Source organism: Campylobacter armoricus (assembly GCF_013372105.1).
In the GTDB taxonomy this organism is placed as follows: domain Bacteria; phylum Campylobacterota; class Campylobacteria; order Campylobacterales; family Campylobacteraceae; genus Campylobacter_D; species Campylobacter_D armoricus.
Window position 1 is genome coordinate 1,347,912 of sequence record NZ_CP053825.1, and the last position, 25,760, is coordinate 1,373,671.

The 25,760-nt window shown below is 29.5% G+C and carries 24 protein-coding genes and 1 pseudogene; 13 read left to right on the forward strand and 12 right to left on the reverse strand.

Features of this window, described 5'->3' with window-relative positions:
• Window positions 1-84: 84 nt before the first annotated feature.
• Window positions 85-864 carry a sulfite exporter TauE/SafE family protein gene (locus CARM_RS06885; RefSeq protein ID WP_139426893.1) on the forward strand — a complete coding sequence of 260 codons (780 nt, stop codon included), beginning with the start codon at window positions 85-87 and terminating at the stop codon, window positions 862-864.
• Here CARM_RS06885 and flhB read toward each other — a convergent pair.
• The 4 genes and pseudogenes from flhB to CARM_RS06900 all read right to left on the reverse strand — a co-directional run bounded on the left by flhB (window position 856) and on the right by CARM_RS06900 (window position 4,743).
• Window positions 856-1,932 (reverse strand): flagellar biosynthesis protein FlhB, encoded by a 1,077-nt coding sequence (gene flhB, locus CARM_RS06890; protein WP_139426895.1) that lies wholly within the window; start codon window positions 1,930-1,932, stop codon window positions 856-858. The genes CARM_RS06885 and flhB overlap by 9 nt on opposite strands.
• A gap of 86 nt (window positions 1,933-2,018) precedes the next feature.
• Complete coding sequence (locus CARM_RS08615) at window positions 2,019-2,981, reverse strand: methyl-accepting chemotaxis protein (RefSeq protein ID WP_414641182.1); 963 nt, start codon at window positions 2,979-2,981, stop codon at window positions 2,019-2,021.
• A gap of 282 nt (window positions 2,982-3,263) precedes the next feature.
• Window positions 3,264-4,001, reverse strand: a pseudogene (locus tag CARM_RS08620) (cache domain-containing protein); the annotation flags it as partial.
• A gap of 145 nt (window positions 4,002-4,146) precedes the next feature.
• Entirely contained in the window at window positions 4,147-4,743 is a 597-nt protein-coding gene (locus tag CARM_RS06900) for a peroxiredoxin (RefSeq protein WP_139426000.1), read from the reverse strand.
• Between the two features lie 184 nt (window positions 4,744-4,927).
• Between CARM_RS06900 and CARM_RS06905 the strand changes: the two genes are divergently transcribed.
• From CARM_RS06905 to CARM_RS06930, 6 genes are all read left to right on the forward strand, one after another.
• Window positions 4,928-5,212, forward strand: coding sequence for a DUF362 domain-containing protein (locus CARM_RS06905; RefSeq protein WP_139426002.1), 285 nt, complete (start codon window positions 4,928-4,930; stop codon window positions 5,210-5,212).
• A gap of 137 nt (window positions 5,213-5,349) precedes the next feature.
• Entirely contained in the window at window positions 5,350-5,763 is a 414-nt protein-coding gene (gene ndk / locus CARM_RS06910; protein WP_139426005.1) for a nucleoside-diphosphate kinase, read from the forward strand.
• Window positions 5,763-6,119 (forward strand): DUF177 domain-containing protein, encoded by a 357-nt coding sequence (locus CARM_RS06915; protein ID WP_139426006.1) that lies wholly within the window; start codon window positions 5,763-5,765, stop codon window positions 6,117-6,119. The genes ndk and CARM_RS06915 overlap by 1 nt, the downstream gene beginning before the upstream one ends.
• A gap of 14 nt (window positions 6,120-6,133) precedes the next feature.
• The gene (gene rpmF / locus CARM_RS06920; RefSeq protein ID WP_139426008.1) at window positions 6,134-6,280 is read left to right on the forward strand and encodes a 50S ribosomal protein L32; all 147 of its coding nucleotides are present in this window, start codon (window positions 6,134-6,136) and stop codon (window positions 6,278-6,280) included.
• Between the two features lie 6 nt (window positions 6,281-6,286).
• The gene (plsX, locus tag CARM_RS06925) at window positions 6,287-7,276 is read left to right on the forward strand and encodes a phosphate acyltransferase PlsX (RefSeq protein WP_139426010.1); all 990 of its coding nucleotides are present in this window, start codon (window positions 6,287-6,289) and stop codon (window positions 7,274-7,276) included.
• Window positions 7,263-8,246 (forward strand): beta-ketoacyl-ACP synthase III, encoded by a 984-nt coding sequence (locus tag CARM_RS06930; protein WP_139426012.1) that lies wholly within the window; start codon window positions 7,263-7,265, stop codon window positions 8,244-8,246. Before plsX ends, CARM_RS06930 begins: the two co-directional genes overlap by 14 nt.
• 8 nt (window positions 8,247-8,254) lie before the next feature.
• Here the strand turns inward: CARM_RS06930 and motB are convergent, their stop codons facing one another.
• Genes motB through polA form a run of 3 tightly spaced genes read right to left on the reverse strand, consistent with a single transcriptional unit; the run spans window position 8,255 to window position 12,427 of the window.
• Window positions 8,255-8,992: a flagellar motor protein MotB gene (gene motB / locus CARM_RS06935; protein ID WP_139426014.1), complete on the reverse strand. Its 738-nt coding sequence runs from the start codon at window positions 8,990-8,992 to the stop codon at window positions 8,255-8,257.
• A gap of 9 nt (window positions 8,993-9,001) precedes the next feature.
• Window positions 9,002-9,775, reverse strand: a complete 774-nt coding sequence (motA, locus tag CARM_RS06940; protein ID WP_139426016.1) for a flagellar motor stator protein MotA — start codon at window positions 9,773-9,775, stop codon at window positions 9,002-9,004.
• Between the two features lie 12 nt (window positions 9,776-9,787).
• Complete coding sequence (polA, locus tag CARM_RS06945) at window positions 9,788-12,427, reverse strand: DNA polymerase I (protein WP_139426018.1); 2,640 nt, start codon at window positions 12,425-12,427, stop codon at window positions 9,788-9,790.
• Between the two features lie 130 nt (window positions 12,428-12,557).
• On the opposite strand from polA, the gene CARM_RS06950 reads away from it, so the two are divergent.
• Both CARM_RS06950 and CARM_RS06955 read left to right on the forward strand, forming a co-directional pair.
• On the forward strand, window positions 12,558-13,913 hold the full coding sequence (locus CARM_RS06950; protein WP_139426256.1) for an MFS transporter: 1,356 nt from the start codon (window positions 12,558-12,560) through the stop codon (window positions 13,911-13,913).
• A complete protein-coding gene (locus tag CARM_RS06955; protein WP_176301031.1) occupies window positions 13,913-14,917 on the forward strand; it encodes a nucleoside hydrolase in 1,005 nt (334 codons plus the stop codon). The genes CARM_RS06950 and CARM_RS06955 overlap by 1 nt, the downstream gene beginning before the upstream one ends.
• Here CARM_RS06955 and CARM_RS06960 read toward each other — a convergent pair.
• Window positions 14,873-15,316 (reverse strand): YqaA family protein, encoded by a 444-nt coding sequence (locus CARM_RS06960; protein ID WP_139426022.1) that lies wholly within the window; start codon window positions 15,314-15,316, stop codon window positions 14,873-14,875. The two genes, CARM_RS06955 and CARM_RS06960, sit on opposite strands and share 45 nt — an antisense overlap.
• 274 nt (window positions 15,317-15,590) lie before the next feature.
• Between CARM_RS06960 and trpB the strand changes: the two genes are divergently transcribed.
• The 3 genes from trpB (at window position 15,591) to CARM_RS06975 (ending at window position 18,620) form a co-directional block, all read left to right on the forward strand.
• Complete coding sequence (gene trpB, locus CARM_RS06965) at window positions 15,591-16,766, forward strand: tryptophan synthase subunit beta (protein ID WP_139426024.1); 1,176 nt, start codon at window positions 15,591-15,593, stop codon at window positions 16,764-16,766.
• Between the two features lie 80 nt (window positions 16,767-16,846).
• Window positions 16,847-17,014, forward strand: a complete 168-nt coding sequence (locus tag CARM_RS06970; RefSeq protein ID WP_161593803.1) for a hypothetical protein — start codon at window positions 16,847-16,849, stop codon at window positions 17,012-17,014.
• A 16-nt stretch (window positions 17,015-17,030) separates the two neighbouring features.
• Window positions 17,031-18,620, forward strand: coding sequence for a disulfide bond formation protein B (locus CARM_RS06975; protein WP_139426026.1), 1,590 nt, complete (start codon window positions 17,031-17,033; stop codon window positions 18,618-18,620).
• A 404-nt stretch (window positions 18,621-19,024) separates the two neighbouring features.
• Here CARM_RS06975 and uvrA read toward each other — a convergent pair whose 3' ends face one another.
• The gene (gene uvrA / locus CARM_RS06980; RefSeq protein WP_139426029.1) at window positions 19,025-21,856 is read right to left on the reverse strand and encodes an excinuclease ABC subunit UvrA; all 2,832 of its coding nucleotides are present in this window, start codon (window positions 21,854-21,856) and stop codon (window positions 19,025-19,027) included.
• A gap of 141 nt (window positions 21,857-21,997) precedes the next feature.
• Here uvrA and CARM_RS06985 point away from each other — a divergent pair, with 141 nt between their 5' ends.
• Window positions 21,998-22,711 (forward strand): DUF4198 domain-containing protein, encoded by a 714-nt coding sequence (locus CARM_RS06985; RefSeq protein WP_139426031.1) that lies wholly within the window; start codon window positions 21,998-22,000, stop codon window positions 22,709-22,711.
• 91 nt (window positions 22,712-22,802) lie between these two features.
• Here the strand turns inward: CARM_RS06985 and serC are convergent, their stop codons facing one another.
• The 3 genes from serC to ubiE are packed head-to-tail and all read right to left on the reverse strand — an operon-like array spanning window position 22,803 to window position 25,753.
• Window positions 22,803-23,879, reverse strand: coding sequence for a phosphoserine transaminase (gene serC / locus CARM_RS06990; protein ID WP_139426033.1), 1,077 nt, complete (start codon window positions 23,877-23,879; stop codon window positions 22,803-22,805).
• Window positions 23,880-23,891: 12 nt separating this feature from the next.
• The gene (xseA, locus tag CARM_RS06995; RefSeq protein WP_139426034.1) at window positions 23,892-25,055 is read right to left on the reverse strand and encodes an exodeoxyribonuclease VII large subunit; all 1,164 of its coding nucleotides are present in this window, start codon (window positions 25,053-25,055) and stop codon (window positions 23,892-23,894) included.
• The gene (gene ubiE / locus CARM_RS07000; RefSeq protein ID WP_139426037.1) at window positions 25,052-25,753 is read right to left on the reverse strand and encodes a bifunctional demethylmenaquinone methyltransferase/2-methoxy-6-polyprenyl-1,4-benzoquinol methylase UbiE; all 702 of its coding nucleotides are present in this window, start codon (window positions 25,751-25,753) and stop codon (window positions 25,052-25,054) included. Before ubiE ends, xseA begins: the two co-directional genes overlap by 4 nt.
• Between the last annotated feature and the right edge of the window lie 7 nt (window positions 25,754-25,760).

Genomic DNA, 25,760 nt, shown 5'->3' on the forward strand with positions numbered 1-25,760 from the left:
TTTTCAAATCGACTATAATTATATTTTCTAAAGCTAAATAATTTTATTATGTTGTAATGATTTTTTTATAAACGAAGGTTTATTATGGATTTAACTTTACTTCCTTATTTGATTATAGGAATTTTTTCAGGTATGGCTTCTGGAGTTTTTGGTATAGGTGGCGGTATGATCATCGTTCCTTTTATGCTTACTCTAGGGCTTAGCTCTCATCATGCTGTAGCAATTTCAGTAGTGCAAATGATCTTTGCTTCTATTTTTGGTTCATATTTAAACTATAAAAAGAAAAATTTAATCTTAAAAGATGGTTTTATCATAGGCTTTGGTGGCTTTTTAGGTGCGATGTTTAGTGGTATTTTACTCTCATATTTTTCAGATATAACCTTAACAAGTATTTTTTTATGTGTAAGTATTATTTTCTTTTTAAAATTTGCTTTTAATCAAAAAAGCACCATTGGAAATATCGATCATTCTAAAGTCCTAAAAAATTCTGTTTTGCTAATTTGTGGTATATTTACAGGAATTTTTGCCATATCTTTAGGTATTGGAGGCGGGCTTTTAATCACCCCTATTCTAGCTTATTTTTTAGGTTATGATACTAAAAAAGTAGTTCCGCTTAGTTTATTTTTTGTGATATTTGCTTCAATTTCAGGAATTAGTTCTTTTTTTTATAATGACATTATCGATAAAGAAGTATTACAAAATGGAAGTCTAGTGGGGCTTAGTTCTATGCTAGGGGTTTATATTGGCATCAAAATCATGGAAAAACTTAATCTTAAATCCCATCGTATAGCACTTTTAGGTATTTATACTCTTTCTATAGCTATGACTATTGTGAGTTTGATTAAAAAGATAAATTTATTTTAATCTATCAGCAAATTTTTGTCTATTAGAAGTATAAACAAAGCTCAAAACTTCCGCTACTGCTTTAAAAAGCTCTGGCGGGATAAGATCATTTACTTCGCAAGATTTGTAAAGTTCTCTTGCTAAAGGTGGATTTTCATAAATCATAACATTATATTCATATGCCATATCTTTTATACGCAAAGCTAAAAAATCCACCCCCTTAGCTAAAACTTTAGGTGCTGATTCTTTAGAACTATCATAACGCAAAGCAACAGCATAATGAGTAGGATTGGTAATTACAACATCAGCACTAGCAACATCTTGCACCATTCTACGCCTTGCTGCTTCCATTTGCAAACGGCGAATTCTTCCTTTTACCAAAGGATCTCCTTCGCTTTGCTTATATTCATCTTTAATTTCTTGCTTACTCATACGCAAATTTTTAAAGTATTGATATCTTACCAAAAGTATATCTAAAAATCCTATAATCAAAAAAGCTATAATAACAACAGCTGCTAAAATTATAGCCTTATCTCTAAGCCATAAAAGTTGAGGATAAATTGTATAAAGTTCTACTCTAGGGAGTTCTTTCATAAACTGCAATAAAAAAACAAAAGCTATACCAAAAACTATCCCAACTTTTAGTATAATTTTTAAAGCTTCAATAATTTTCTTCAAAGAAAAAAGATTTTTAAGACCATTAATAGGATTAATTTTATTAAAATTTGGAGTAATTGGCTTAGTAGTAAAGATAAATCCAAATTGCATTAAATTACCAAGCACACCTGCTACCATAATAATTAAAGTAATAGGCAAAACCATAATAAACATTTCTATCATGGTTTTAACAATAATTTTTTGTAAAATTTTCAAATCAATTTCAATACCTATAAAGCTTTGATAAAATCTATATAAACCACTAATTCTCTCACCTATAAAGGGTAACATAGCCAAAACCACAACTACAGCTATAACAAGCACAGCTACAGCTGAAGCATCTTGACTTTTTGGGACATTGCCCTCTTGTCTTGCATCTTCTATTTTCTTGGATGTGGGTTCTTCTGTTTTTTCTTGATCATCAGCAGCCATAAAAAACCTTACTAAGAATTAAAAGTAAGATTATAACATTTAAATCCAAGTATCAACAAATTTAAATACTTGGATTTTATATCTATCTAAAACCTCTTCTTCCTAGCATCTTCTAAGATATCATTAGCTATCTTATTAACATTATCAGATATTACTGCACTATCATTAGCTATTTTTAAGTTCTCTTGGGTTACATGATCAATTTGAGCTACAGCATCATTTATTTGAGTAATACCTGTAGTTTGTTCTTTAATACTCTCACCCATTTCATTAATAGATTGAACTAAGATATTAGTATTAGCTTCTATTTCACCTAAAGACTTTTGAGTTCTTTCAGCTAGGTTTCTAACTTCATCAGCAACAACAGCAAAGCCTCTACCGTGTTCTCCTGCACGAGCAGCTTCAATAGCAGCATTTAATGCAAGCAAGTTAATTTGATCAGCAATATCACCTATAATAGAAGTAACATTTTTAATCTCTTCACTTTGAGCAATAACTTCACTAGTTTTATGAGATACATTTTGCATAGAAGAAGTAATTTCTTCTAGTGCTGCTGCTGTTTCTTCTAAAGAAGAAGCTTGGCTTGATGAAGAATCTGTTAAATCTTTAACAGCACTTTGTAATTTACCACTTTCAGTAGCAAGTAAAGAAGCAAATTCTGATGATTGTCTTAACATAACTACTATTTCTTTACCTAAGGTATTAGTAGTTACTTCAACTCCACCTTTAGCATTTTTAACTTCAGTTGTAAAGTCTAATGCCTTATAGCTATCAAATACTCTATTAATTTCATTCATATTAGAACCAATTTTTGCTTCTAATACATTAAGCATTTCATTTAATACATTTTTTAATTCTATTAATTGAGGATTAGCAGGAATTGCAGTAATTCTTGCTGTTAGATTACCACTTTCTATTTCTTTAGCTGTATCTACTGATTGTTCTACTGCTTTAGCATCTTGTTCTAGTGCATTTTTAGTTTTAGTGATATTTTCATTGATAGCTTTAGCCATAGCACCAAACTCATCATTAGTATTAACATTAATCATAGTAGAGTCTTTTGTTTTATGATTGATGAAATCAAAGAATGAGTTAAGGCCGGTTTGGATGATAGCGATAGGTTTTAAATTTTTAACAATAGCAAATCTTATTAATACCAATGCTATAACTATAGCTATTAATGCTATGATAATTTGTTGGAATAAAACTTTATTAACTGCTTCTGTATATACAGATTCATTGGTAATAGAACATACAATATATTTAGGGTTTAGTGATTGAGTACAAGTTGCTACTTGAGTTTTACCTTGACTATCTTTAGCATAAAATAGAGTTTCTTCTTTATTTGGGTCAATTAAGTCAGGATTAGCTTTAATTGCATTAGATATATTAATACTTAAATCATTTTTAGTAAGCATTCTATCTTTTTCTTCATGAAAAACTATAGTTCCTTCTTTATCATACACAGCAGCATAAGAGCTATTAGAATGACCTAAAGCTAAAACATCTTTAGCGAAAGTATGAAGATTATAATCACCACCTACAACAGCCAAAAGTTTTCCATTGTTAAAAACAGGAGTTGTATAAGATATAGTTATTGAATCATCTTCTATACTTTTATAAGGATCGCTCACTGTTAATTTTTTAAGTTGCTTTGATTCTTGATACCATGGTCTAGTTCTTGCATCAAATCCTGTTTTTTCAGGACTTCTAACAACTTTATTTGACTGATACAAGCTACCATCTTTTTCAAATCCAATATAAACTACATCAAATCCAGCTGAATTTTTTGTAACTTCTAGTAAATCAAACAATTCATCGGTATTTAAATTTGGGTTTTTTGACACAAGTTCAGCAATAGAGCTAATAGCACTTCTTTTAGATAAAGAGTATATATTATATGCTCCATTTACATCAAACATAGTCTTTTTTTGTATTTCTTCTAAGTAGTAAGCAGTGTTTTGTTTAGTTTCATAATAGTTAATTGCATTAACAACTATTAAAATAATAGCTATTAAAAAACAAACTAGCATTGTAAGTTTGCCAGATAAGCTTTTTGATATAAACATTAAAAACTCCTTTGTTTTTTATTTAAAGCAGGAATTTTATTTTATCAAATTAAATAAAAAATTAATATTTAAATAGTTAACTATCAAAGATATAGAGTAGTAATAATGAAGAAAAAACCAAAAGATAAACTTTTGGTTTTTTAATTTATAGTTTATTTTCATTTTTACTAAGATAATCAGCAACACCTTTAGGATCAGCTTTCATACCTTCATCACCTTTGTTCCAACCAGCTGGACAAACCTCACCATGTTCATTAGTAAATAACATAGTATCAACCATTCTAATCATTTCATCAATATTTCTACCAAGTGGTAAATCATTTATAACAGCATGACGAATTGTTCCATCAGCATCAAGCAAAAAAGAACCTCTTAAAGCAACTGCTTCACCAAATAATACATCAAAATTCCTAGCAATTTGCTTTGTTAAATCAGCCACTAAAGGAAATTTAACTTGACCAATACCACCTTGATTAACTGGCATATTTTTCCATGCAAAATGTGAAAATTCATTATCGCAAGATACACCAATTACTTCAATACCTCTATCTTTAAAGTCTTGATATCTTTTATCAAAAGCTATAATTTCAGATGGACAAACAAAAGTAAAATCTTTTGGATAGAAAAATACTACAGCACCTTTTGGTCCAATATTTTTATAAAGATTAAAGTCTTCAACTATTTCATTACTTCCTAATACAGCTGGTGCTGTAAAATCAATAGCTTTTTTGGTTACTATCATAATTATCTCCTAATTAATAAATTTTATTTGTAACGAAATAATATCATTTGTAAATTTAAAATTATATTAATTGTGTAAAATTATCCATAAATTATTTTTATTATCAAAATTAAAAGATTTTAAGAATAAAATTAAGACTATTTTGATAATCTTATATTCAGTATTTAATATTAAGGAGTAAAAAATGGCAGTTAAAATTACTGATATTTGTATAGCATGTGGTTCTTGTATAGATGAGTGTCCTGTTAGTGCAATCGTAGATGATGCAAACAATCCAGAAGGTGAAGATAGATATTATGTATATGCTGATAAATGTGTTGAGTGTGTAGGACATAATGATCAACCAGCTTGTGCAAGTGCTTGCCCGACTGATGGCTGTATTGTATGGAGTGATGTAGTTAGCGGGCAACCAAGCCGTGACAATATCGGAAACGATTTAAGAGATGGTTCAACTCCGGTATTTGCCTAAATAATACTTTATACAAGTATCTTTAAGCTAAAGATACTTGTAACTTCTTCTATAAAATACTAAATTTATATAATTTTAAAACATTTTTTGTTATAATTAACTCTTTTATAAACATAAAACTTTAGAAGGGAATGATTTTGGAAAAAACACTTTCTATTATTAAACCTGATGCAGTAAAAAAAGGTGTTATTGGTCAAATTTTAACACGCTTTGAAAGCAATGGCCTAAGAATAGCAGCAACAAAAAAAATACAGCTTTCAGAAAAAGAAGCACAAGAATTTTATGCTATACATAAAAATAGACCTTTTTTTAAAGATTTGGTTGAATTCATGATCAGTGGTCCAGTTGTGGTTTCTGTTTTAGAAGGCGAAAATGCTGTATTGAAAAACAGAGAGTTGATGGGTGCTACAAATCCAAAAGAAGCGGCTCCTGGTACTATTAGAGCAGATTTTGCAGATAGTATTGACGCAAACGCAGTTCATGGAAGTGATAGCTTAGAAAATGCAAAAATTGAGATAGAATTTTTCTTTTCAAAAACTGAAATTTTATAATGAAAATTGCCTTTGCAAAACTTAGCTCTGTAGCTTATCCTTTTAAACTAGATCTTGATAATATAGTTTTTGAAGGAACTATTACAAAAGTTAACCCAAAACTAGCTAAAATAAAAGCTAATTTCAAAGGATTTACTTATAGAAATTGCGATCGATGCGGTGATGAAATGGAGCTTGAAATTAATCAAAACATAGAGCTTTTTGCAAGTGATGGAATTTTTAAAGATGAAAATAACACTTTAAGTGACACTATGGAGTTTTTTGACTCTCATATAGATTTAATAGAACTTGCTACAAGTGAATTACAGTCTTATTTAAGTGATTATTTTTATTGCAACAAATGCTTATCAAATTAACAAAGGAGTAAAAAATGGCGGTACCTAAGAGAAGAGTGAGTAAAACTCGTGCAGCTAAGCGTAGAACTCATTATAAAGTTACTCTACCTATGCCTATTAAAGACAAAGATGGTAGCTACAAAATGCCTCATCGTGTAAATCCAACAACTAAGGAATATTAAAAAACAATGATTAGCATTGCTATTGACGCAATGGGTGGAGATTTTGGGGAAAAACCTATTATTGATGGAGTAATCCAAGCTTTAAGTGAGAAAAAATTTAAGGCTGTTTTAGTAGGGGATCCTCAAAAACTAAAAAAAATGATCCCTCAAGAATTAAATTCATTTATAGAATACGAAGAAGCTTACGATGTATTTGCTATGGATGAAAATTCTACCGATGCCTTAAAAAGAAAAAATAGTACTATTTATAAAGCTATCGATTTAGTAAGAAATCAAAAAGCTAAAGCTGTTGTTTCTGCTGGACATAGTGGTGCTACTATGAGCTTAGCTACTTTAAGACTTGGAAGATTAGCCAATATTGCTAGACCTGCAATTGCAACTTTAATGCCAAATATTAATTCTAGAACTCTTGTATTAGATGTTGGAGCAAATGTTGATTGTAAAAGCGAACATTTATTTCAATTTGCTATTATGGGTGAAGCTTATGCTAAAGAAATTTTAAAAATCGACAAACCTAGAGTTGCATTACTTTCCAATGGAGAAGAAGAATGCAAGGGCAATGAGCTTACCAAAGAAACACATCAATTATTAAAACAGCTTCCAAATTTTGTTGGAAATGCAGAAGGGAGAGATATTTTTAATGGTTCGATTGATGTATTAGTATGTGATGGATTTAATGGTAATATTTTACTTAAAACTGGCGAGGGTGTTGCAAGTGTTATAACAAAACTTTTAAAACAAGAAATTCAAAAATCTTTTTTAGCAAAACTTGGTTATCTTTTGGTAAAACCAGCATTTAATGAATTAAAAACACATATAGACTATGAAGAATATGGTGGTGCTCCTTTACTTGGTGTAAAAGAATGCGTTATCATAAGTCATGGAAAAAGTGGTCCAAAAGCTATTAAAAATGCTATTTTTCAAGCGTTAAATTTTGCCCAGTCAAATATCAATACAACGATAGAAAAAGAACTTTCTCATTATGAAATCAAATAAAGCTTCCTTAAAAAGCATAGCTTCATATATACCTGAAAAAATTTTAAATAATTTCGATTTAGAAAAAATGGTTCAAACTGACAATGAATGGATATTAAGAAGAACAGGAATAGAACAAAGACATATAGCAAATGATGATGAAAATACAAGTGATCTTGGCACTAAAGCAGCTATTAAAGCTATACAAAGAGCAAACTTAAATCCTCAAGATATTGATGCTATTATTGTCGCTACTTTAAGCCCAGATTACTTCACTATGCCATCAACCGCATGTAAAATTGCTCATAATTTAGGTTTAAAAAATATCACTGCCTTTGATATCTCTGCTGCTTGTTCGGGATTTATTTATTTATTAGAACTTGCTAAGTCTATGGTTGAAAGTGGTATTAAAAAAAATGTGCTAATAATAGGTGCTGAAAAAATAAGCTCTATTATAGACTATACAGATAGAAGCATGTGTGTTTTATTTGGAGATGGAGCTGGAGCTGGAGTTGTATCATTAGATGATAATTTTCCCATTATAGATATTCACACTGCAAGTGATGGTGAATTTGGTGATTTATTAATGACTCAACGCTCCCAACAAAGTAATATTTGTATGCCACTTTCTATGCAAATGAAAGGCAATGAAGTTTTTAAAATCGCGGTAAATACTTTAAGTAATGATGTAATTAATATTTTAGCTAAAAATAATATCAACGCAAATGAGATTGATCTTTTTATACCTCATCAAGCTAATTTAAGAATTATTAAAGCCGTTCAAGAAAAATTAAATTTTAAAGATCAACAATGTGTAGTTACTGTACAAAAATATGGAAATACTTCAGCTGCTTCTATACCTATGGCTATAAATGATGCTTATGAAGATGGTAGATTAAAGCAAGGTTCTTTAATACTTTTAGATGCTTTTGGCGGAGGTTTTACCTGGGGTTCAGCACTACTTCGTTTTGGAGGAAAAAACGATAAATAATATTTTATTTATCGTTTAAAAGTCCCTATTTGATCTAATACTGATTTTTTAGTTTGATTATCTGATGAATCCACACGAATATAAAATTCGACCCTATTATTTATTTCATCTTCTTTATTGGTAGTTAATGGAAAATTATCACCAAAACTGACAATTATTAATTGAGTTGGATTTATCCCTCTAGAAATCAAATAATCTGCTACAACTTGAGCTCTTTTGCTTGCTAAATCAAAATTTCTTTTAGGATCTTTATCACTTGCATCGGTATAACCTCTAAGCTCTATTTGAGCTTGAGGTGGCATTCTTTTTAATACTTCACCAATACGCTTTAAAAAATCTTGCACATCGGCTGAGTCAATTTGTATGCTACCTCTAGCAAATTCAACCCTTGCAGGCAAATTTAAAATTATATTATTTTCCCTTTGATCTAATGCTGCTTTTAATTTTTCTATGTTTTCTTGTTGAGTAATACTTAATTTTTTAAGTTTTTCAAGTTCTTCAACATTGGCATTAGATGGAGCACTATATTTATTATGAACTTCACTCTCTTTTTCTAAAGGATTCGAAGCAGTAAATTCAAAAATTTTAACAAATTCAGTTTTTAAGGCTTCTGTTTTAGCAGGATTGCTTTCAGAAATCGCCCAAAGAGCGATGAAAAGTGCCAAAAGCAAACTTAAAAAGTCTGCATAAGGCACAGCCCATCTTTCACCTGTTGGACATTCTGGACATTTATGTTTTTTTCCCATTTCTAACTCTTATTTATCAAATTGTGAAATTCTAGGCTCACCTTGCCCAAGATAATTAAACAATTTAGCCTCTAAATCTCTAGGATTAGCACCTTCTGCAATACTTACAATAGCATGTGAGATAACTATTCTTTCTTTAATCAACTCATGAGCATTAGCTTTAATTTTATGTCCCCAAGGACCAAATAAAGCATAAGAACCAAAAATTCCAGTAACTGTTGCAGTAAATGCACCTGCAATACCTGCTGCCATAGCTTGAGGATCATCTAGAAGTTGTAACGCAAGCATAAGACCCATAACTGCACCAACAAGCCCCATAGTAGGACAAGTCTCACCAAAACGAATCCAATATTCAGCAGTTTCTTTATAATACTCTTCCATTTCTTCTATTTGAATCTCCATACTTTCTTTAATCTCTTCTACACTCTTACCATCAACCATCATCATCATAGTTTCTTTTAAAAACTCATTATCAATTTCATTTGTTTTTGATTCTAAAGCCAAAAGCCCATCTCTTCTTGCTATAATAGAGTATTCTACAAGCTCAGCTATCCTTTGACTTAAATTTACACCCGCACCTTTAAATGCGAGTTTTAATTCTTTATATGCTGCTTTAACAAATTTTTTATGAGTTGCAGTCATTGCACAAAAAGCTGCGGTTGGAACCACAATCAAAAATGAACTAAAATGTAAAACATGCAAAGGGTTACCACCCTCTAATATATCCCCTACAGAAATGCTAACAACAGCTAATACCATCCCAAGTATGGTTGAAAGATCCATTAATTATTCTCCTTATTTTAATGCGCCCCAATTTTTGGCAATACTTGATGAAGTTTTCAATTTAACTTTTAATTTTACAATATTTTCCATAATATCACTAGCTTTTTTTGCAAAATCTTGACAAAATTCATCTTTTACTTCAAAAATAAGCTCATCATGAATTTGTAAAATCAAATACTTGTTTTCATCTAAATCTTTCGCAATTTCTATCATTGCAAGTTTTATTATATCGGCAGCAGAACCTTGAAGTGTAGAGTTAATGCTCTCTCTTTCATACATTGCAACTTGCATTGGTTTTGCATTTTCAAAGTCAAAATAACGCTTGCGTCCTAATAGAGTCTTTATAAATCCGTTTTGTTTAGCTTCATTTTTTACTTTTTCAAAATAAGCTTTTATGCTTGTAAAATTTTCAAAATATTTTTCTATATATTCTTTAGCTAATTTTGCTTCAATCTTTAAATTTTGACTCAAAGTTTTATAGCCCATTCCATAAATAAGTCCAAAATTAATGCTTTTAGCAATACTTCTTGTTTCATAATCACTACGATTAAAAATCATAATAGCAGTTTTTGCATGAATATCCTCATCATTAAAAAATGCTTCTAACAATTTCTCATCTTCACTAAAATGAGCAAGCATTCTAAGTTCAATTTGCGAATAATCAAGAGAGATAAAACTAAAACCTTCTTTAGCTATAAAACATGATTTATAATCTTTAGCATATTGGCCATGTGCAGGAATATTTTGTAAATTTGGATCTTTAGATGAAAGGCGTCCTGTAGCTGTTCCTGTTTGTAAAAAACTTGAATAAATTCTTGAGTTATCATCTTTTTTAGCTAGTTTTAACAAAGGTTCACAATAAGTAGAAACTAATTTTGCAAGCTCTCTGTAAGCTAAAATTTCTTTGATAATTGGATGAGTATCTAAAATAGCATTTAAAACCTTTTCATCGGTAGAATAACCTGTTTTACTTTTTTTACCACTTGGTAATTTAAGCTTTTCAAATAAAATATCCCCTACTTGCTTAGGAGAATTAATATTAAATTTTTCACCCGCTAAATCATATATTTTTTCACTAAGTATTTTTATATCTTGATTAAAACTTTGCATTAAATTTTCAAGTTTTTGAGTATCAAGTTTAATACCATTATTCTCCATCATTATAAGTACTTTTATAAATTCAAATTCACTTTTTTGTGCAAGATCAAACAAAGGTTTTTCTAAATTTTTCAAAAAATACAAATAAAATCTCAAAGTAATATAAGCATCCTCAGCAGCATATTTACAAGCTTTTTCTACATCAACCCCTGCAAAATTTTCCCCTTTTTTTACTAAATCCTCAAAATGCAAAGTCTCATAATCAAACAATCTTTTTGCTAAATCATCCATATTTACACGCAAACTTGGCTCTTTAAGCCACGCAAGTATCATAGTATCAGCATAATTTTTTGGAGGAACCAAGCTAAAATTATTTTTTATGATTTCAAAATCATATTTAAGATTGTGACCTATTACCATGCTTTGATAAATTTTTTCTATACCTTTTTTAGCCGCTTGCATAGAAACTTGCTCACAAACTCCTAAGTAATCATGTGCAAGTGGTACATAAAAGGCTTCACTTTCATGAAAACAAAAACTAAATCCTACTATCTTTGCTTCTTTGGTATCTAAGCCTGTAGTTTCTGTATCAAAAGCAACAATGCTTTGCTTATCAATTTTTTCTAAAATTGTAAATAATTCTTTTTCATCTAAAATCAATCTTGCATTAAATCCTAAATTTTTACCTTTATTAATAGGATTAGTGCGTAGTTTTTTTAATAAAGTATTTAATTCATAATATTCTAAAATATCCATAATCTTAAGCAATGGTTCATCTTTTGGATATTCACAATTTAAAAGCATATTTTTTACATTTAAATCTTCATATAAAGAAGCAAGTTTTTTACTTAAGAAGGCATTTTCTTTACCCTCAAGAAGTAAATTTCTACTTCTATCATTACGCACTAAGGCTAAATTTTCATAAATTCCTTCAATACTTTCAAACTCATCTAGTAAATTCTTAGCACCCTTAGCTCCGATTCCTTTTACCCCTGGAATATTATCTGAACTATCTCCACAAAGTGCTAGAAAATCTCTTATTTGACTAGGTTTTACCCCATATTTTTCTAAACATCCTGCTTCATTATAATCATTTTTTGAAATAGGACTATAAATACTAACTTTATCATCTTTTATAAGTTGATATAAATCCTTATCTTGAGTGATAATTCTTATAAAAATATCCTTATCTTCGCACTCTTTAACTAAAGATGCGATGATATCATCAGCTTCATACCCTTCACAAGAAAAGCTTGAAAAACCCATTTTTTCTATCATTTGAATGCAAATTGGAATTTGAACTAATAAATCAGGTGGAGGTGGAGTGCGGTTGATTTTATAATTTGGATCTATTTCGCTTCTAAAAGTTTTTCCTTTACTATCAAGAGCAAAAATAATCATATCGCTAGGATGTTCATTTTTCAAGCTATAAATAAAATTAGCAAAACCACTGATCATATTACTGGGCTCACCTTTTGAATTTTTTAAACCCTTCAATGCATAAAAAAGCCTAAAGAAAAAGCCAAAAGTATCAATTATTGTCAAAGTTTTCATTTTTTTCCTATGTTAAAAAATTAATAATAATTATCACCCAAATTTATTTAAAAATCGGTAAAAAGTTTAAATTTATATTTTAGACATTTTAGATAGAATTACTATTTTGAAAAATCAAAATAAAGGTTTAATCTTGCAAACAAAATCAATCGCGGATGAAAATTTTCAAACACCACAAGGAAAAAAATCTTTTAAAAAGGCTGTATTTTCGTGTTGGCTAGGAACTGCTATGGAATATGCAGATTTTGCGCTTTATGGCTTAGCTGCAGCTACTATTTTTTCAGAAGTTTTCTTTCCTGAACAAACTCCTGTTATAGCGTTATTGCTTAGTTTTGTTACTTATGGAATAGGTTTTATTGCTAGACCTATTGGGGCTTTATTTTTTGGATATTTAGGAGATAAATACGGAAGAAAAAATGTATTAATGAGCACCATTGCATTAATGGGTATTTCAACTACTTTAATTGGTTTTATACCAAGTTATGCAGTAATTGGAATTTGGGCCCCTATATGTTTGGTTATTTTGCGTTTTATGCAAGGCTTTGGTGCAGGTGCTGAACTTTCAGGTGGGACCGTTATGCTTGGAGAATATGCTCCCAGCAAGCATAGAGGTTTAATCTCTTCTATCATTGCTCTTGGATCAAATAGCGGAACCTTGCTTGCAGCTTTTGTATGGCTTTTAGTTACAAGTATGGATGATGCTAATTTTAAAGAATGGGGGTGGAGAATTCCTTTTATAGGAAGTATTTTCATAGCACTTTTTGCTGTTTATATGCGTTTAAATGTAAAAGAAACCCCTGTTTTTGAAAAACAAAAAGAACTAATGCTAAAAATTCGTCATGAAAATGAAATTCATATGAAAAAAGATGAAAGAACTTTTTGGCAAAAAAGTCGCGCATTTTGGACCATGGTAGGCATAAGGATAGGTGAAAATGGTCCTTCTTATCTAGCACAAGGATTTATAGTAGGTTATGTAACTAAAATTTTACTTCTTGATAAATCAGTTGCCACAACTGCTGTTGTTATCGCTTCTTTGGTAGGATTTTTAGTTATACCTTTAGCAGGGTATTTGAGTGATAAATTTGGAAGACGCATTACTTATAGAACTTTTTGCTTGCTTTTAATGCTTTATGCCTTTCCTGCTTTTATGTTACTTGATAGTAAAAATGAAATTATCGTGATTTTAACCATCATCATAGGTATGTCTTTGGCATCTTTAGGGATTTTTGGCGTGCAAGCTGCATGGGGTGTAGAACTTTTTGGAGCAAAAAATCGCTATACCAAAATGGCACTAGCAAAAGAGTTTGGCTCAATACTTTCAGGAGGGACCGCTCCTATGATAGCTTCAGCTTTACTTGCTTATTATGGCACTTGGTGGCCAATAGCCTTGTATTTTGTTATCACCGCAGGCATTGGTTTTATCACAACTTTTTTTGCACCAGAAACTAGAGGCAGGGATTTAAATTTAATAGAAGATGCAATATGATACGCCTTATTTTAGATACTGATATAGGCAATGGCATAGCAGGGGCTAATACTGATGATGGTTTAGCCCTTGGACTTATTTTAGCCTCCAAAGAAATCAAACTTGAAATGATTAGCACTTTAAGTGGAAATGTACAAGCTTTAACCGCTTACAGCGTTGCTAAAGACTTATTAAATAAGCTTGATCTAGACATACCTTTGTATTTAGGTGCTCATGAAGCTTTATATGAGGATAGTCATTTTTGGAGACAAAGACTAGATAAAAGCGTAGAAGAGTTTAAACTTACTCATCTTTGGGATCATATAAAACCTATAAAAATCTTAGAAAACATAAATCCAAATGCTTGTATGAAAATGGGCGAACTTATCATGCAAAATCCAGGTGAAATTTCAATTTGTGCTATAGGACCTTTAACAAACATAGCTATAGCTATGAAACTTTTTAAAGACTTTGATAAAAATGTGAAAGAAATTTTTATTATGGGTGGAAGTTTTGATATGCCTTATCATATCAAAGATACAAATTTTGGCTTTGATCCTGAAGCCGCTAGCATAGTTTTAAACTCAAGAGCTAAAATCACTCTTGTTCCTTATAATGCAACAATGCAAACTATGCTCACACATGAAGATTTAAATGCTTTAGAAAATCAAAATCCTCTTTGTGATTTTTTAGTGCAAACTTTAAGAGTTTGGATTGATTATGCAAGTAAAACAAGAGGTACAAATGGCACATGGATACATGATGCATTAACTATTGCTTACATGCTTAATCCAAATTTAGCAAGTTTTGATGAGTATTTAGTAGATGTTGTTTGTGATAGTACTTTTGCTAGAGGAAGCTCTATAAGATGTTTTAAAGATGCAAAAATGCCTATGAAAAATCACGAGCTAAAAAACACCATAAAAGTTTTAAAAGATATTAATAATGCTAAACTTTTAAGTCTTTTAAAATCAAGACTTTCAAATGGAATTTGCTATGAAAATTACAAAAGCATAACGACTTAATTTACCCAAGGCTATAAAAATACTTGCTTTTAAAAAAGAATACTTAGCAAATCCAAGGCCTAGCGCAAAAAGATCCCCCACTATGGGTAAAAAGGTAAAAAAGGCATACAAAGACCCAAATTTTTTAAAGTTTGCATTGATTTTTTCTAATTTACACAAAGAGCCTTTAAAATATTTTTCTAAAATTTGACTCTCTCCAAAATAAGCTAAAGCATAGGTACTCAAACAACCTAAAGTATTTCCCAAGCTTGCGACAAATAAAACCATATAAGCATTAAAATCTAATTTTACAAAAACAAGCACAAAAGCTTCACTTGCCATAGGTAAAAGCGTGCTAGAGAGAAAACATACTATAAAAAGCCCTATATAACTTATATCATTATACAAAAAATCAAACATTTAAAATTTCTTGGTATTTATTTTCTAAACTATTAATTTTAAAGAATTTTTAATAATAATTATCTTAGAATGTAAAGTCATTTGATAATTTTTAAAGGAAAAATCATGGAAAGGAAAAATTTTTCTAAATTAAATTTAGAATACTCATTTAATAAAGCTTCTTTTTCTTGGCGTTAAGCCTGCCACTACATTTTTAATCATTTTTATTTTACATTTTTAGTTTTTAGTTAATCATTTTTGATTTTAAATTATTAATCATTTTTAAGGAAATACTATGAAAAAATATTATGGAAAATTTGGTGGGCAATTTGTGCCAAATGAGGTAAAAATAGCACTGGATGAAGTAGAAAAAGCTTTTTTAAAATTCAAAAAAGATAAAGATTTTAATACAAAATTAAAAGAGCTCTTAACTAATTATGTAGGAAGACCTACCCCTTTATATCATGCTAAAAATTTAAGCAAACTTTATAATCATGAAATTTATTTAAAAAGAGAAGACTTAACTCACACAGGAGCTCATAAAATCAATAATGCCATAGCTCAAGCATTAATAGCAAAGAAAATGAATAAGAAAAAAATTATTGCAGAAACTGGAGCAGGACAACACGGGCTTGCAACTGCTACTGCAGCAGCACTTTTAGGACTTGAGTGCGAGATATTTATGGGAGCTATTGATGTAAAAAGACAGGCTTTAAATGTCTATAAAATGGAGCTTTTAGGAGCAAAAGTTCATGCGGTAGAAAGCAGAAGTAAAACTTTAAGTGATGCGGTTAATGAGGCTTTAAATTTTTGGGTTAAAAATACCAAAGAAGTATTTTATGTAGTAGGAAGTGCGGTGGGACCTTATCCTTATCCACAAATTGTTGCACATTTTCAAAGCATTATAGGTAAAGAATGCAAAATACAACTTAAAAAATTAAATAAAAAAGTAGATTATATCATAGCAGCAGCTGGAGGTGGTAGCAATGCTGCTGGAATTTTTCATGCATTTTTAAAAGATGAAAAAGTTAAGCTCATAGGTGTTGAAGCAGCAGGTTTAGGAAAAGATACACCTTATCATGCAGCCACGCTTACTAAAGGCAAAGAAGGTATTATCCATGGTATGAAAACCAAAGTTTTACAAGATGATAAAGGAAACGTTGCTCACACCTTTAGTATTTCTGCTGGACTTGATTACCCTGGAATAGGCCCTTTACATGCATATTTACAAGAAAGCAAAAGAGCAAGTTATCATGCTATTAATGATGATGAGTGCATTAATGCGTTAAAATTATTATGTAAAGAAGAAGGTATTATACCTGCTATTGAAAGCTCACATGCATTAGCTTACTTAGAAAAGCTTTGTCCTACTTTAAAGAAAAAAAGTGTAATAATCATAAATCTTTCAGGAAGAGGTGATAAGGATATGCAAAGTATTTATGAGTATAAAAAAGGTGAAATTTATGGTTGAAACTTATTTGGATTATTTTTAGTTTATAATAGTTTAATTATTATTTTAATAATATTTTATAAAAATAAAAAGGAGTTATTTTGGAATTTACTATACTTGTTTTACTTGCAATTTCAATTTTATTGATTTTGATTAAACCAGAAAAAGAAAAATTGATTTTTGGAATTTTTCTATGTGGAGCCTTGCTAAACTATTTTATGTATTTAGTTGCAAGCTTTGATTCTATTATCCCAAGTGGCAATTGGTAAGAAAGAGGTAAGAATTATGAATACTTATTTAAACAAAAATGATCAATATTTTTATCTTTTTATGACTACCGCTGTTTTACTTATTTTAGCTATACCAGTAGGTTTTGCAAATATGTATTTAGGATATTTCCATAATGAATCCCCTTGTACGCTTTGTTGGTTTGAGCGTATTGGTATGATTATAATTGGTGTGCTTGGAATGCTTATATTGCGTTATGGTCCTCAAATAAAATATATTGTATGTGTGTTTTTATTTGCAGGATATGGGATTTATATGGGAATTCGTCATACGGCTAGTTGGTGGCAAAGAGATATTGGTATAGGTTTAGGGGATAAATTAGTAGGAGCACATACTTATACTTGGGCTGTTGTTGTGTATTGGTGTGTTGTTATAGTAATGGGGCTTGCTTTGTTATTTATACGAAAAAATAGCTCAATGATGGAAGATCTTGCTAATAAAGAAATTAAAGTTAAACCTTTAAATGCCTATTCAAAATTTGTTATAGTTATATCTTTTATAGTTGTATGTTCTAATGCTTTCCAAGCTTTAATAATCAATGGTTTGCCTCCTTATACAGGAAAATCAAATCCTGATCGTTTAACATTTGATATGAGCATCATGAGTAAAACTTGGACTACAGAAGTTTGGAGCAGACTTAGCAAATTCAACCTTTTAGGTAAAAATGTTCCAGAAGATGTTTTTATCAAAGATTTAGTAGAGCCAAAAAACCTACATTTTGACAAAAATACTTCAAATGGCGCTTTTGAAATTTCAAAAAAATTAGAACTACTAAATACTTATAATATTGAAATACCAGAATTGATAAAATTTAAACATATTAATGCTATAGCATATAATAAAAATAGCAATGAATTTGCTCTTGTAACCAATGAAATGGCGGTATCATATACTAAAGATTTTAAACAATCTAGTGGTTTTGTTTTATTTGATAAAACCAATGGAAACGATATGAGATATATCGTAGATGCAACATTTATAGGTAATAAATTTGTATTAGGTGCTTCAAATAAAACTTTTACAGGAATAGAAAAAACAGATGAAGTAATTGATGAAATGCTAGAATGGCAAACTTTTAAAGAAACCACAAAAGGCATAGCACCTGCATTTTATACCAAAAAGAATGAAAATTGGTTTGAGCCTTCAAGAAAATATATTTTAACTATAAGAGCAAAGCAAAATTATATACACTCTTATGCCAATGATGGTCAATTTTTGTATTTAATTACCATACCAAACAAATTTAGTAAAAAGCTTGTATTGTCTTATGCAAGTACTAAAGACTATTTACTAAGCGGAGAGAAAATACTTGAGGTTAGTGAAAAATTAAAGCTCAAAGATAATAGAAATATCAATGATTACTATATAGTAGGTGCAGATATTTTCGAAGATAAAATGTTAGCATTAAGTTTAAATTACAGCACATTACTTGTAATTGATTATAAAAATGCAAAAATAATTGATGCTTATGAGATACAAGGACTTGATAATCCAAAATCCCTAGCTATAAAAAATGATGTCATTTATATTTTAGATCGCACAAATGACAAGAAAGATATTATAAAAACTTATAAAAATCCTTTATAATTTTTCCTGCCCTTTCGTGGCAGGAATTTTTGATATTTCGTTTTAATACTTGTTAATTTTTCTTAAGATATCATCTTTAATATCAAACATACAATAGCCATTACCAACCAATTCCTTTAATAATACTCTTTTGAAAAATAAACTTCACAATAAAAACTCAAAAATTTACTACTTCTGATAAACAAAACACAATAAACATCCATATAATTTCAAGATATTAATTGTTAAATCTTTATCTATATTTATATAGCTCATATAACTTAATTTTTATACTTTTGATAATTTTAAATTTCTTAAAATTTATTAGCTAATTTATTTTTAAAATTTCTAATAAATTTCTCATAAAAATAAAACTATAAAATCAATAATTACACAAAAAATTTATTTCACATCATTTTTTCTTTTTAATCAAATTTATTTTTGCTATTATTAAGTTCTAAATTTAAATAATATCCTGTATAAGAACCGGTTTTTTTGTGATTTTTAGCAAGATCTTTCACGCTACCTTTAGCTATAACCTTACCACCTTTAACTCCACCTTCAGGTCCCATATCGATGATATAATCAGCATTTTTAATCACATCTAAATTATGCTCTATTACAAACACGCTATTTCCAAGATCAACTAAATGTTGCAAAACCAAAATGAGTTTATTAACATCCTCAAAATGAAGCCCTGTTGTAGGCTCATCAAGTATATAAAGAGTTCTTCCTGTATCACTTCTACTTAACTCTTTAGCTAGTTTGATACGCTGTGCTTCCCCACCACTTAAAGTAGTCGCATTCTGTCCTAAGGTAAGATAATCAAGCCCAACTTTTACCAAAGTATCTAATTTTTGTCTTATTTTTGGCACAGAAGTAAAAAACTCACTTGCTTCAATAATACTCATATTTAAAACATCAGCTATACTTTTACCTTTGTATTTAATTTCCAAAGTAGCATCGTTATATCTTTTACCATTACATACATCACAAGTTACCATTACATCAGGCAAAAAATGCATTTCTATTTTAATCTCTCCATCGCCACTACATTTTTCACATCTTCCACCTTTTACATTAAAAGAAAAACGCCCTGCTTTATAGCCTCGCATTTTAGCTTCTTTAGTAGCTGCAAAAAGATTACGAATTTCATCCATAGCACCTGTATAGGTAGCAGGATTTGAACGCGGAGTGCGTCCTATAGGACTTTGATCAAGATAAATCACCTTATCAAGTTTTTCCAAACCTTCTATTTTCACTCCACTTAGTTTTTTAACTTTTTTAGCGCGGTTAAGCTCTTCTTTTGCAAAAGGAAGTAAGGTTTGTAAGATTAATGAACTTTTTCCACTTCCTGAAACACCTGTAATTGCCACTAGATTATGTAATGGAAAATTTACACTTAAATTTTGGATATTATTAATACTCACATCTTTTAAACTTATAAATTCTTTTTGTTCTCTATTTTTTTGATGAGCAATTTGCTTTTTACCACTCATATAAAGTGCTGTTTGACTTTTGCTTTTTAACAATTCTTTATAAGTGCCACTAAAAACCACTTCACCGCCAAATGAACCAGCATTTGGTCCAATATCTACAATAAAATCTGCTTCTTCTATGGTCATTTTATCATGTTCTACTACGATTAAAGTATTGCCTTTTTGTTGAAGATTTCTCAAAGTTTTAATAAGTTTTGCAGTATCTCGCTCATGCAAACCAATGCTTGGTTCATCTAAAACATACATCACTCCACTTAAACCACTACCAATTTGAGATGCTATACGAATTCTTTGAGCTTCTCCACCACTAATTGTCCTCGCATCTCTTCCTAAAGACAAATACCCAAGTCCTACATCATAAAGAAAAAATAATCTTTCATTAATTTCTTTAAAAATAGGTTTAGCAATTAACTTTTCTTGCTCGTTCAAATAAGAGAAATTATCTTCATTAAAAAAAAAGGCTGTAGCATTTTCTATACTCATATCTAAAATTTCACCTAAATTTTTATCAGCCACTCTAACTGCTAAACTTTCAGCTCTTAAACGATGACCTCCACAATCTTTGCAAATTTTTTCACTCATATATTCACTTAAATCTTTTTCATCTTTTAGCATTTCATAAGCATATTTTACAGCACCTTCAAATTTACGATTTAATCTATGTCTTTTCCATAAAAAGTTAATTTCTTTCGCATTACCATAAAGCACTAGACGCTTTTCTTCTTCACTTAACTCACTATAAGGAATTTTCACTCTTATATCATTTTGCTCACAAAAGGCCATTAAAAACTTATAATAATAACTTTTATTAAATCCGTATAAAAGTTTTATGGCTCCTGTTTCTAAACTCAATTCTTCATTAATAAGCTTTTTCATATCAAGCGTGTATCTTATGCCAAGACCATCACAACTTGAACAAGCTCCTTTTGGAGAGTTAAAAGAAAAACTCAAAGGTTCAAGTAAAGGAAAAGAAATTTTACAATCAAAACAAGCATTATGCTCACTATAATGAAAATGCTTAGCTATATTTAATTCTTCACTATTTAAAACTTCAATTTCCACTTCGCCAAAACTCTCACTAAGACCTTTTTCTATATCGCTTGCAAGTCTTGCTAGCATATCTTCTTGCACCTCAAGTCTATCTATCACAAGTTTTATTGTATGCTTTTTGGTTTTAGCAAGTTCAATATCCTCATCAAGACGAGTCAAAACCCCATCAATTTGTGCTCTTACATAACCTTTTGCTACTAAATTCTCCAAAAGATCGGCAAAAGTTCCTTTTTTTTCTTTAATCAAAGGAGCATAAATGATAATTTTTGCTCCTTTTGGAAGCTTTAGAATCTCTCCTACAATATCTGCTGCACTCATAGATGAAATTTTTTGTCCACATTGATGACAATGCTGCACTCCAATTCTTGCATATAAAAGTCTTAAATAATCATAAATTTCAGTGATAGTTCCAACGGTTGATCGAGGATTTTTAGAAGTTGTTTTTTGATCAATAGCAATAGCAGGGGTTAGACCTTCTATTTTATCGACATTTGGCTTACCAACTTTATCTAAAAACTGCCTTGCATAAGCACTCAAGCTTTCTATATATCGACGCTGTCCTTCTGCATAAAGTGTATCAAATGCCAAAGTTGATTTACCACTTCCACTAAGTCCTGTAAAAACTATAAGTTTATTTTTTGGAATTTTTAAATTTATATTTTTGAGGTTATTTTCTTTAGCACCAATGATATTTATATTATCATCCATAATTTTCCCTATATTTAAAAATGAATTTTATATTTTACATAAGTAAAATAAAATACTTCTTTATTATTCAAATTAATTTTAAGAATCATATAAATTAAAATATTATATAATGATTATCAAAATTAATTTAAAGGACAGAAAATGAAATTTTCAAAAATTGTTTTTTTAGGATTTTTTATTACTAGTTCTGCTTTAGCACATCAATTTTTTCCAATGCAAACTAATGATGGATATAAAGTAGGTTTTTGGGCTGATGATCATTGGGGCCAATATCAACCTGATAGAATTTTTGGAATTAGTGCAAAAGATTCAAAAGGGAAACTACTAAAAGCAGGATATGACTACCAAAACGATAAAATTTTCATAGATGGAACACCTGCTGTAGCAAGTATTAATTATGATTTTGGATATTATACCTTTACAAGAAATGGCAAACACTACGCGCAAAATAGATCGCAAATAACTGATATTGCCGGAGCAAACGAAGTTGTTCAAACAAGAAAAATATTTAAAATGGGAAAAAGTATTTTTAGTTGGAATGAAGGATCTAATAAACCTTTGGGATTAAAATTTGAAATTATTCCTTTGCAAAATCCATTAATACTAAAAGAAGGAGACAAGCTCAAATTACAAGTTTTATTAGATGGAAAACCAATAAAAGGGGTAGAGTTTGAAGATCAAAATGATGATATTGAAAATATTACAACAAACGATAACGGCATAGCAACAATAACACTAACAAAACCAAAAGAAAGATTACAAATTATAGCTGCAAATATAAAAATTCCATATAATCTAGATAGATATGGTGACACTTTACAACTAACAGCTACTTTGAGTTTTCAATCTAAGTAAAATATATTTTCACTAATATAAACATTTTTATATTAGTGAAATCTCTATTATAATAATTTATTTATAATTTCTTGTTATAAATGAAAGTATCTTAAGCATGTTTTCCAATAAAAAACCTCATAAATTCACTTAACTTTTGAACTTTTTCAACACTGATAGAATTATAAATACTTGCACGAATTCCACCTAGTATTTTGTGTCCTTTAAGCCCTATCATACCATTTTCTTCAGCTTCTTTTACAAAAATTGGTTCTAAATTTCTATCATGAGCTATATTAAAACTAACATTCATTAGCGATCTATCTTCTTTTTTAGCATGACCTTTATAAAAACCATTACTCTCATCAATCACATCATATAAAATTTTAGCCTTTTGTATGTTTTGTTCATTGATTTTTTCTAAGCCACCTTGATTTAAAAGCCATTTCATTTCAAGATTAAACATATATATAGCAAAGGTTGCAGGAGTGTTGAATAAAGAATTATTTTCAGCATAAACACTATATTTTAACATGCTAGGTATATTTTTATTTTTACTACGCTCTATCATATCTTTACGGATAAATGCACATGCAAGTCCTGAAATTCCAGCATTTTTTTGCACTCCACCAAAAAGCATAGCAATATTAGAAAAATCTATCTTTTTAGAGAAAAAATCACTAGAAGCATCAATTATCAAAGGACTTTTAGTTTTTGGATATTCTTTATATTGGGTTCCATAAATAGTATTATTAGAACATATATAAGCATAATCTGCATTATCACTAAATTCAAATTGCGGAATATAATCAAATTCACTTTCTTGACTACTTGCTACTATTTTTGTATTTACTCCTAAAATTTCAGCCTCTTTTATAGCCTTTTTAGTCCAAACTCCAGTATTAGCAAATTCACAAACCCCACCTATATATAAATTCATAGGTATCATAGCAAATTGTAAACTAGCTCCACCTTGCATCAAAAGTACTTCATAATCATCATTTACATCATAAAGCTCCTTTGCCATTTTAATGGCTTCAAAATGAACTTCTTCAAAAACCTTTCCGCGATGAGAAACTTCCATAATAGAAAAGCCTTTACCATGATAATCAAACAAATGTTCTTGTGCTTCTTTTAAAACCTCATCAGGCAAATTTGAAGGACCTGCACTAAAATTCATTACTCTCATTTTCTCTCCTTTTTATAGTATTTGAGCCTCTTTACTCTTATTTATAGAGCAAAGTTTTATAATATCTCCTTTTTTTAGCTTTTCAAGAGAGATATTTTTGCCATCTTTTTGTAAATTTATCAAATTTTTGCTTTTATCAAAAAAAATTTTATGTTGAGTTAAAAGTTCTTCAAAATTACCAAGTTTATTTTCATAATTTAATAATTTTAAATTTAAAATGCTCTCTAATTGACTTTGTAAAAAATCAAGCTTTTGTTTTTTAAGAAAAAAAGCATTTTCTAAAGACTTAGCTTTGGCTAAATTTTGTAAATAATCAACTTTATTTTGATATAATTTAAGATGGTTTAATATTTGATTTTTTAAATGCATACTAAGCTCATCAAGTCCTTGCTCTAAACTTAACTTATTTGGAAAAATCATATCAATAGCTGCACTTGGAGTTGGTGCTCTTAAATCTGCTACAAAATCACTAATAACATAATCTATCTCATGCCCAATAGCAGAAACAATAGGCGTTTTTAGAGAAAAAATACATCTTGCTAATTCTTCATCATTAAAACAAAACAAATCTTCCCTACTTCCACCACCCCTTGCTAAAATGATTGCATCAAATTCATACTCATCAGCTTTTTTTAAAGCATTTATTAAAGAATTTGGAGCACTTTGTCCTTGAGTGAGTGTATTAAAAATAGTTATTTTGCAAAGATTGTATTCTTTTTGCGAAATTAGTTTTAACATATCTTGTAAAGCCGCTGAAGTAAAAGAAGTGATTATGCCTATTTTTTTAGGAAATTTAACAATACTTTTTTTAGAATTTGTATCAAACAAGCCTTCTTTTTCAAGCTTTTCTTTTAAAGCTAAAAATTTAGCCTCTAAATCTCCAAAACTTGTTTTTTGCATACTTTTAGCAATAAATTGATACCTTCCACTTGCTTCATATAAACTCACATAACCTCTAAGATCAAGCATATCACCCACTTTAGGTTTAGCTTGAACAAATTGATTAAAGCCTTTAAACATCACACAAGCTATACTTGATTTTTCATCTTTTAAGTCAAAATACCAATGCCCTGAATTATGAATAGTTATTTTAGAAACTTCCCCACTTAATTCTATATCATCAAGATGAAATTCCAATAAACTTTTAGCTTTTAAATTAAGTTCTGAAACTTTCATTTTTTTCTTGCAATAAACATAGAGCAAACACCAAAACTAAAGCTTTTATACTCTAGCATTTCAAAATATTCTTTCAATTCTTCAATAAAGTCTTCTTTGCTTAAAAAATCTTCTATAGAATTTGGTAAATACTCATATGCACTATAATTTTTACTGATAAAACCGCCTATTTTTGGCAAAATATTTTTTAAATAAAAATCTCTACAAGTTGCTATAAAACCACCTTGCTCCCTTTTTGTAAATTCAAGTACAAGTAAAATACCATTCTTTTTCAATACTCTTGCAAATTCTTTTATAGCTTTTTTCCTATCTACTACATTGCGTATGCCATAACTTATACTTATGATATCTGCACTTTCATTTTCAAGTGGAAGCTCTTGTGCTTTTGCCTGTATAAAAGTTGCATTTGGGATTTTTTTCTTCGCCACTTCAAGCATACCTATACTTGGGTCTATACCTTTGATATTAATAATATTTTTATTTGATTTTAAAGCTTGATTTTGCCACTCTATGATCATATCGCCTGTTCCACAAGCTATATCTATAATATCAAGTTCATTGTTAGAATACTTAAAAACACCTAAACAAGCTTTTTTTCTCCAACTCACATCACTTCCAAAGCTTAAAATTCTATTAGTTTTATCATAAGTTGGTGCTATATCATCAAACATTTTAACTATTTTTTCTTGCTTTTGCATATTTATC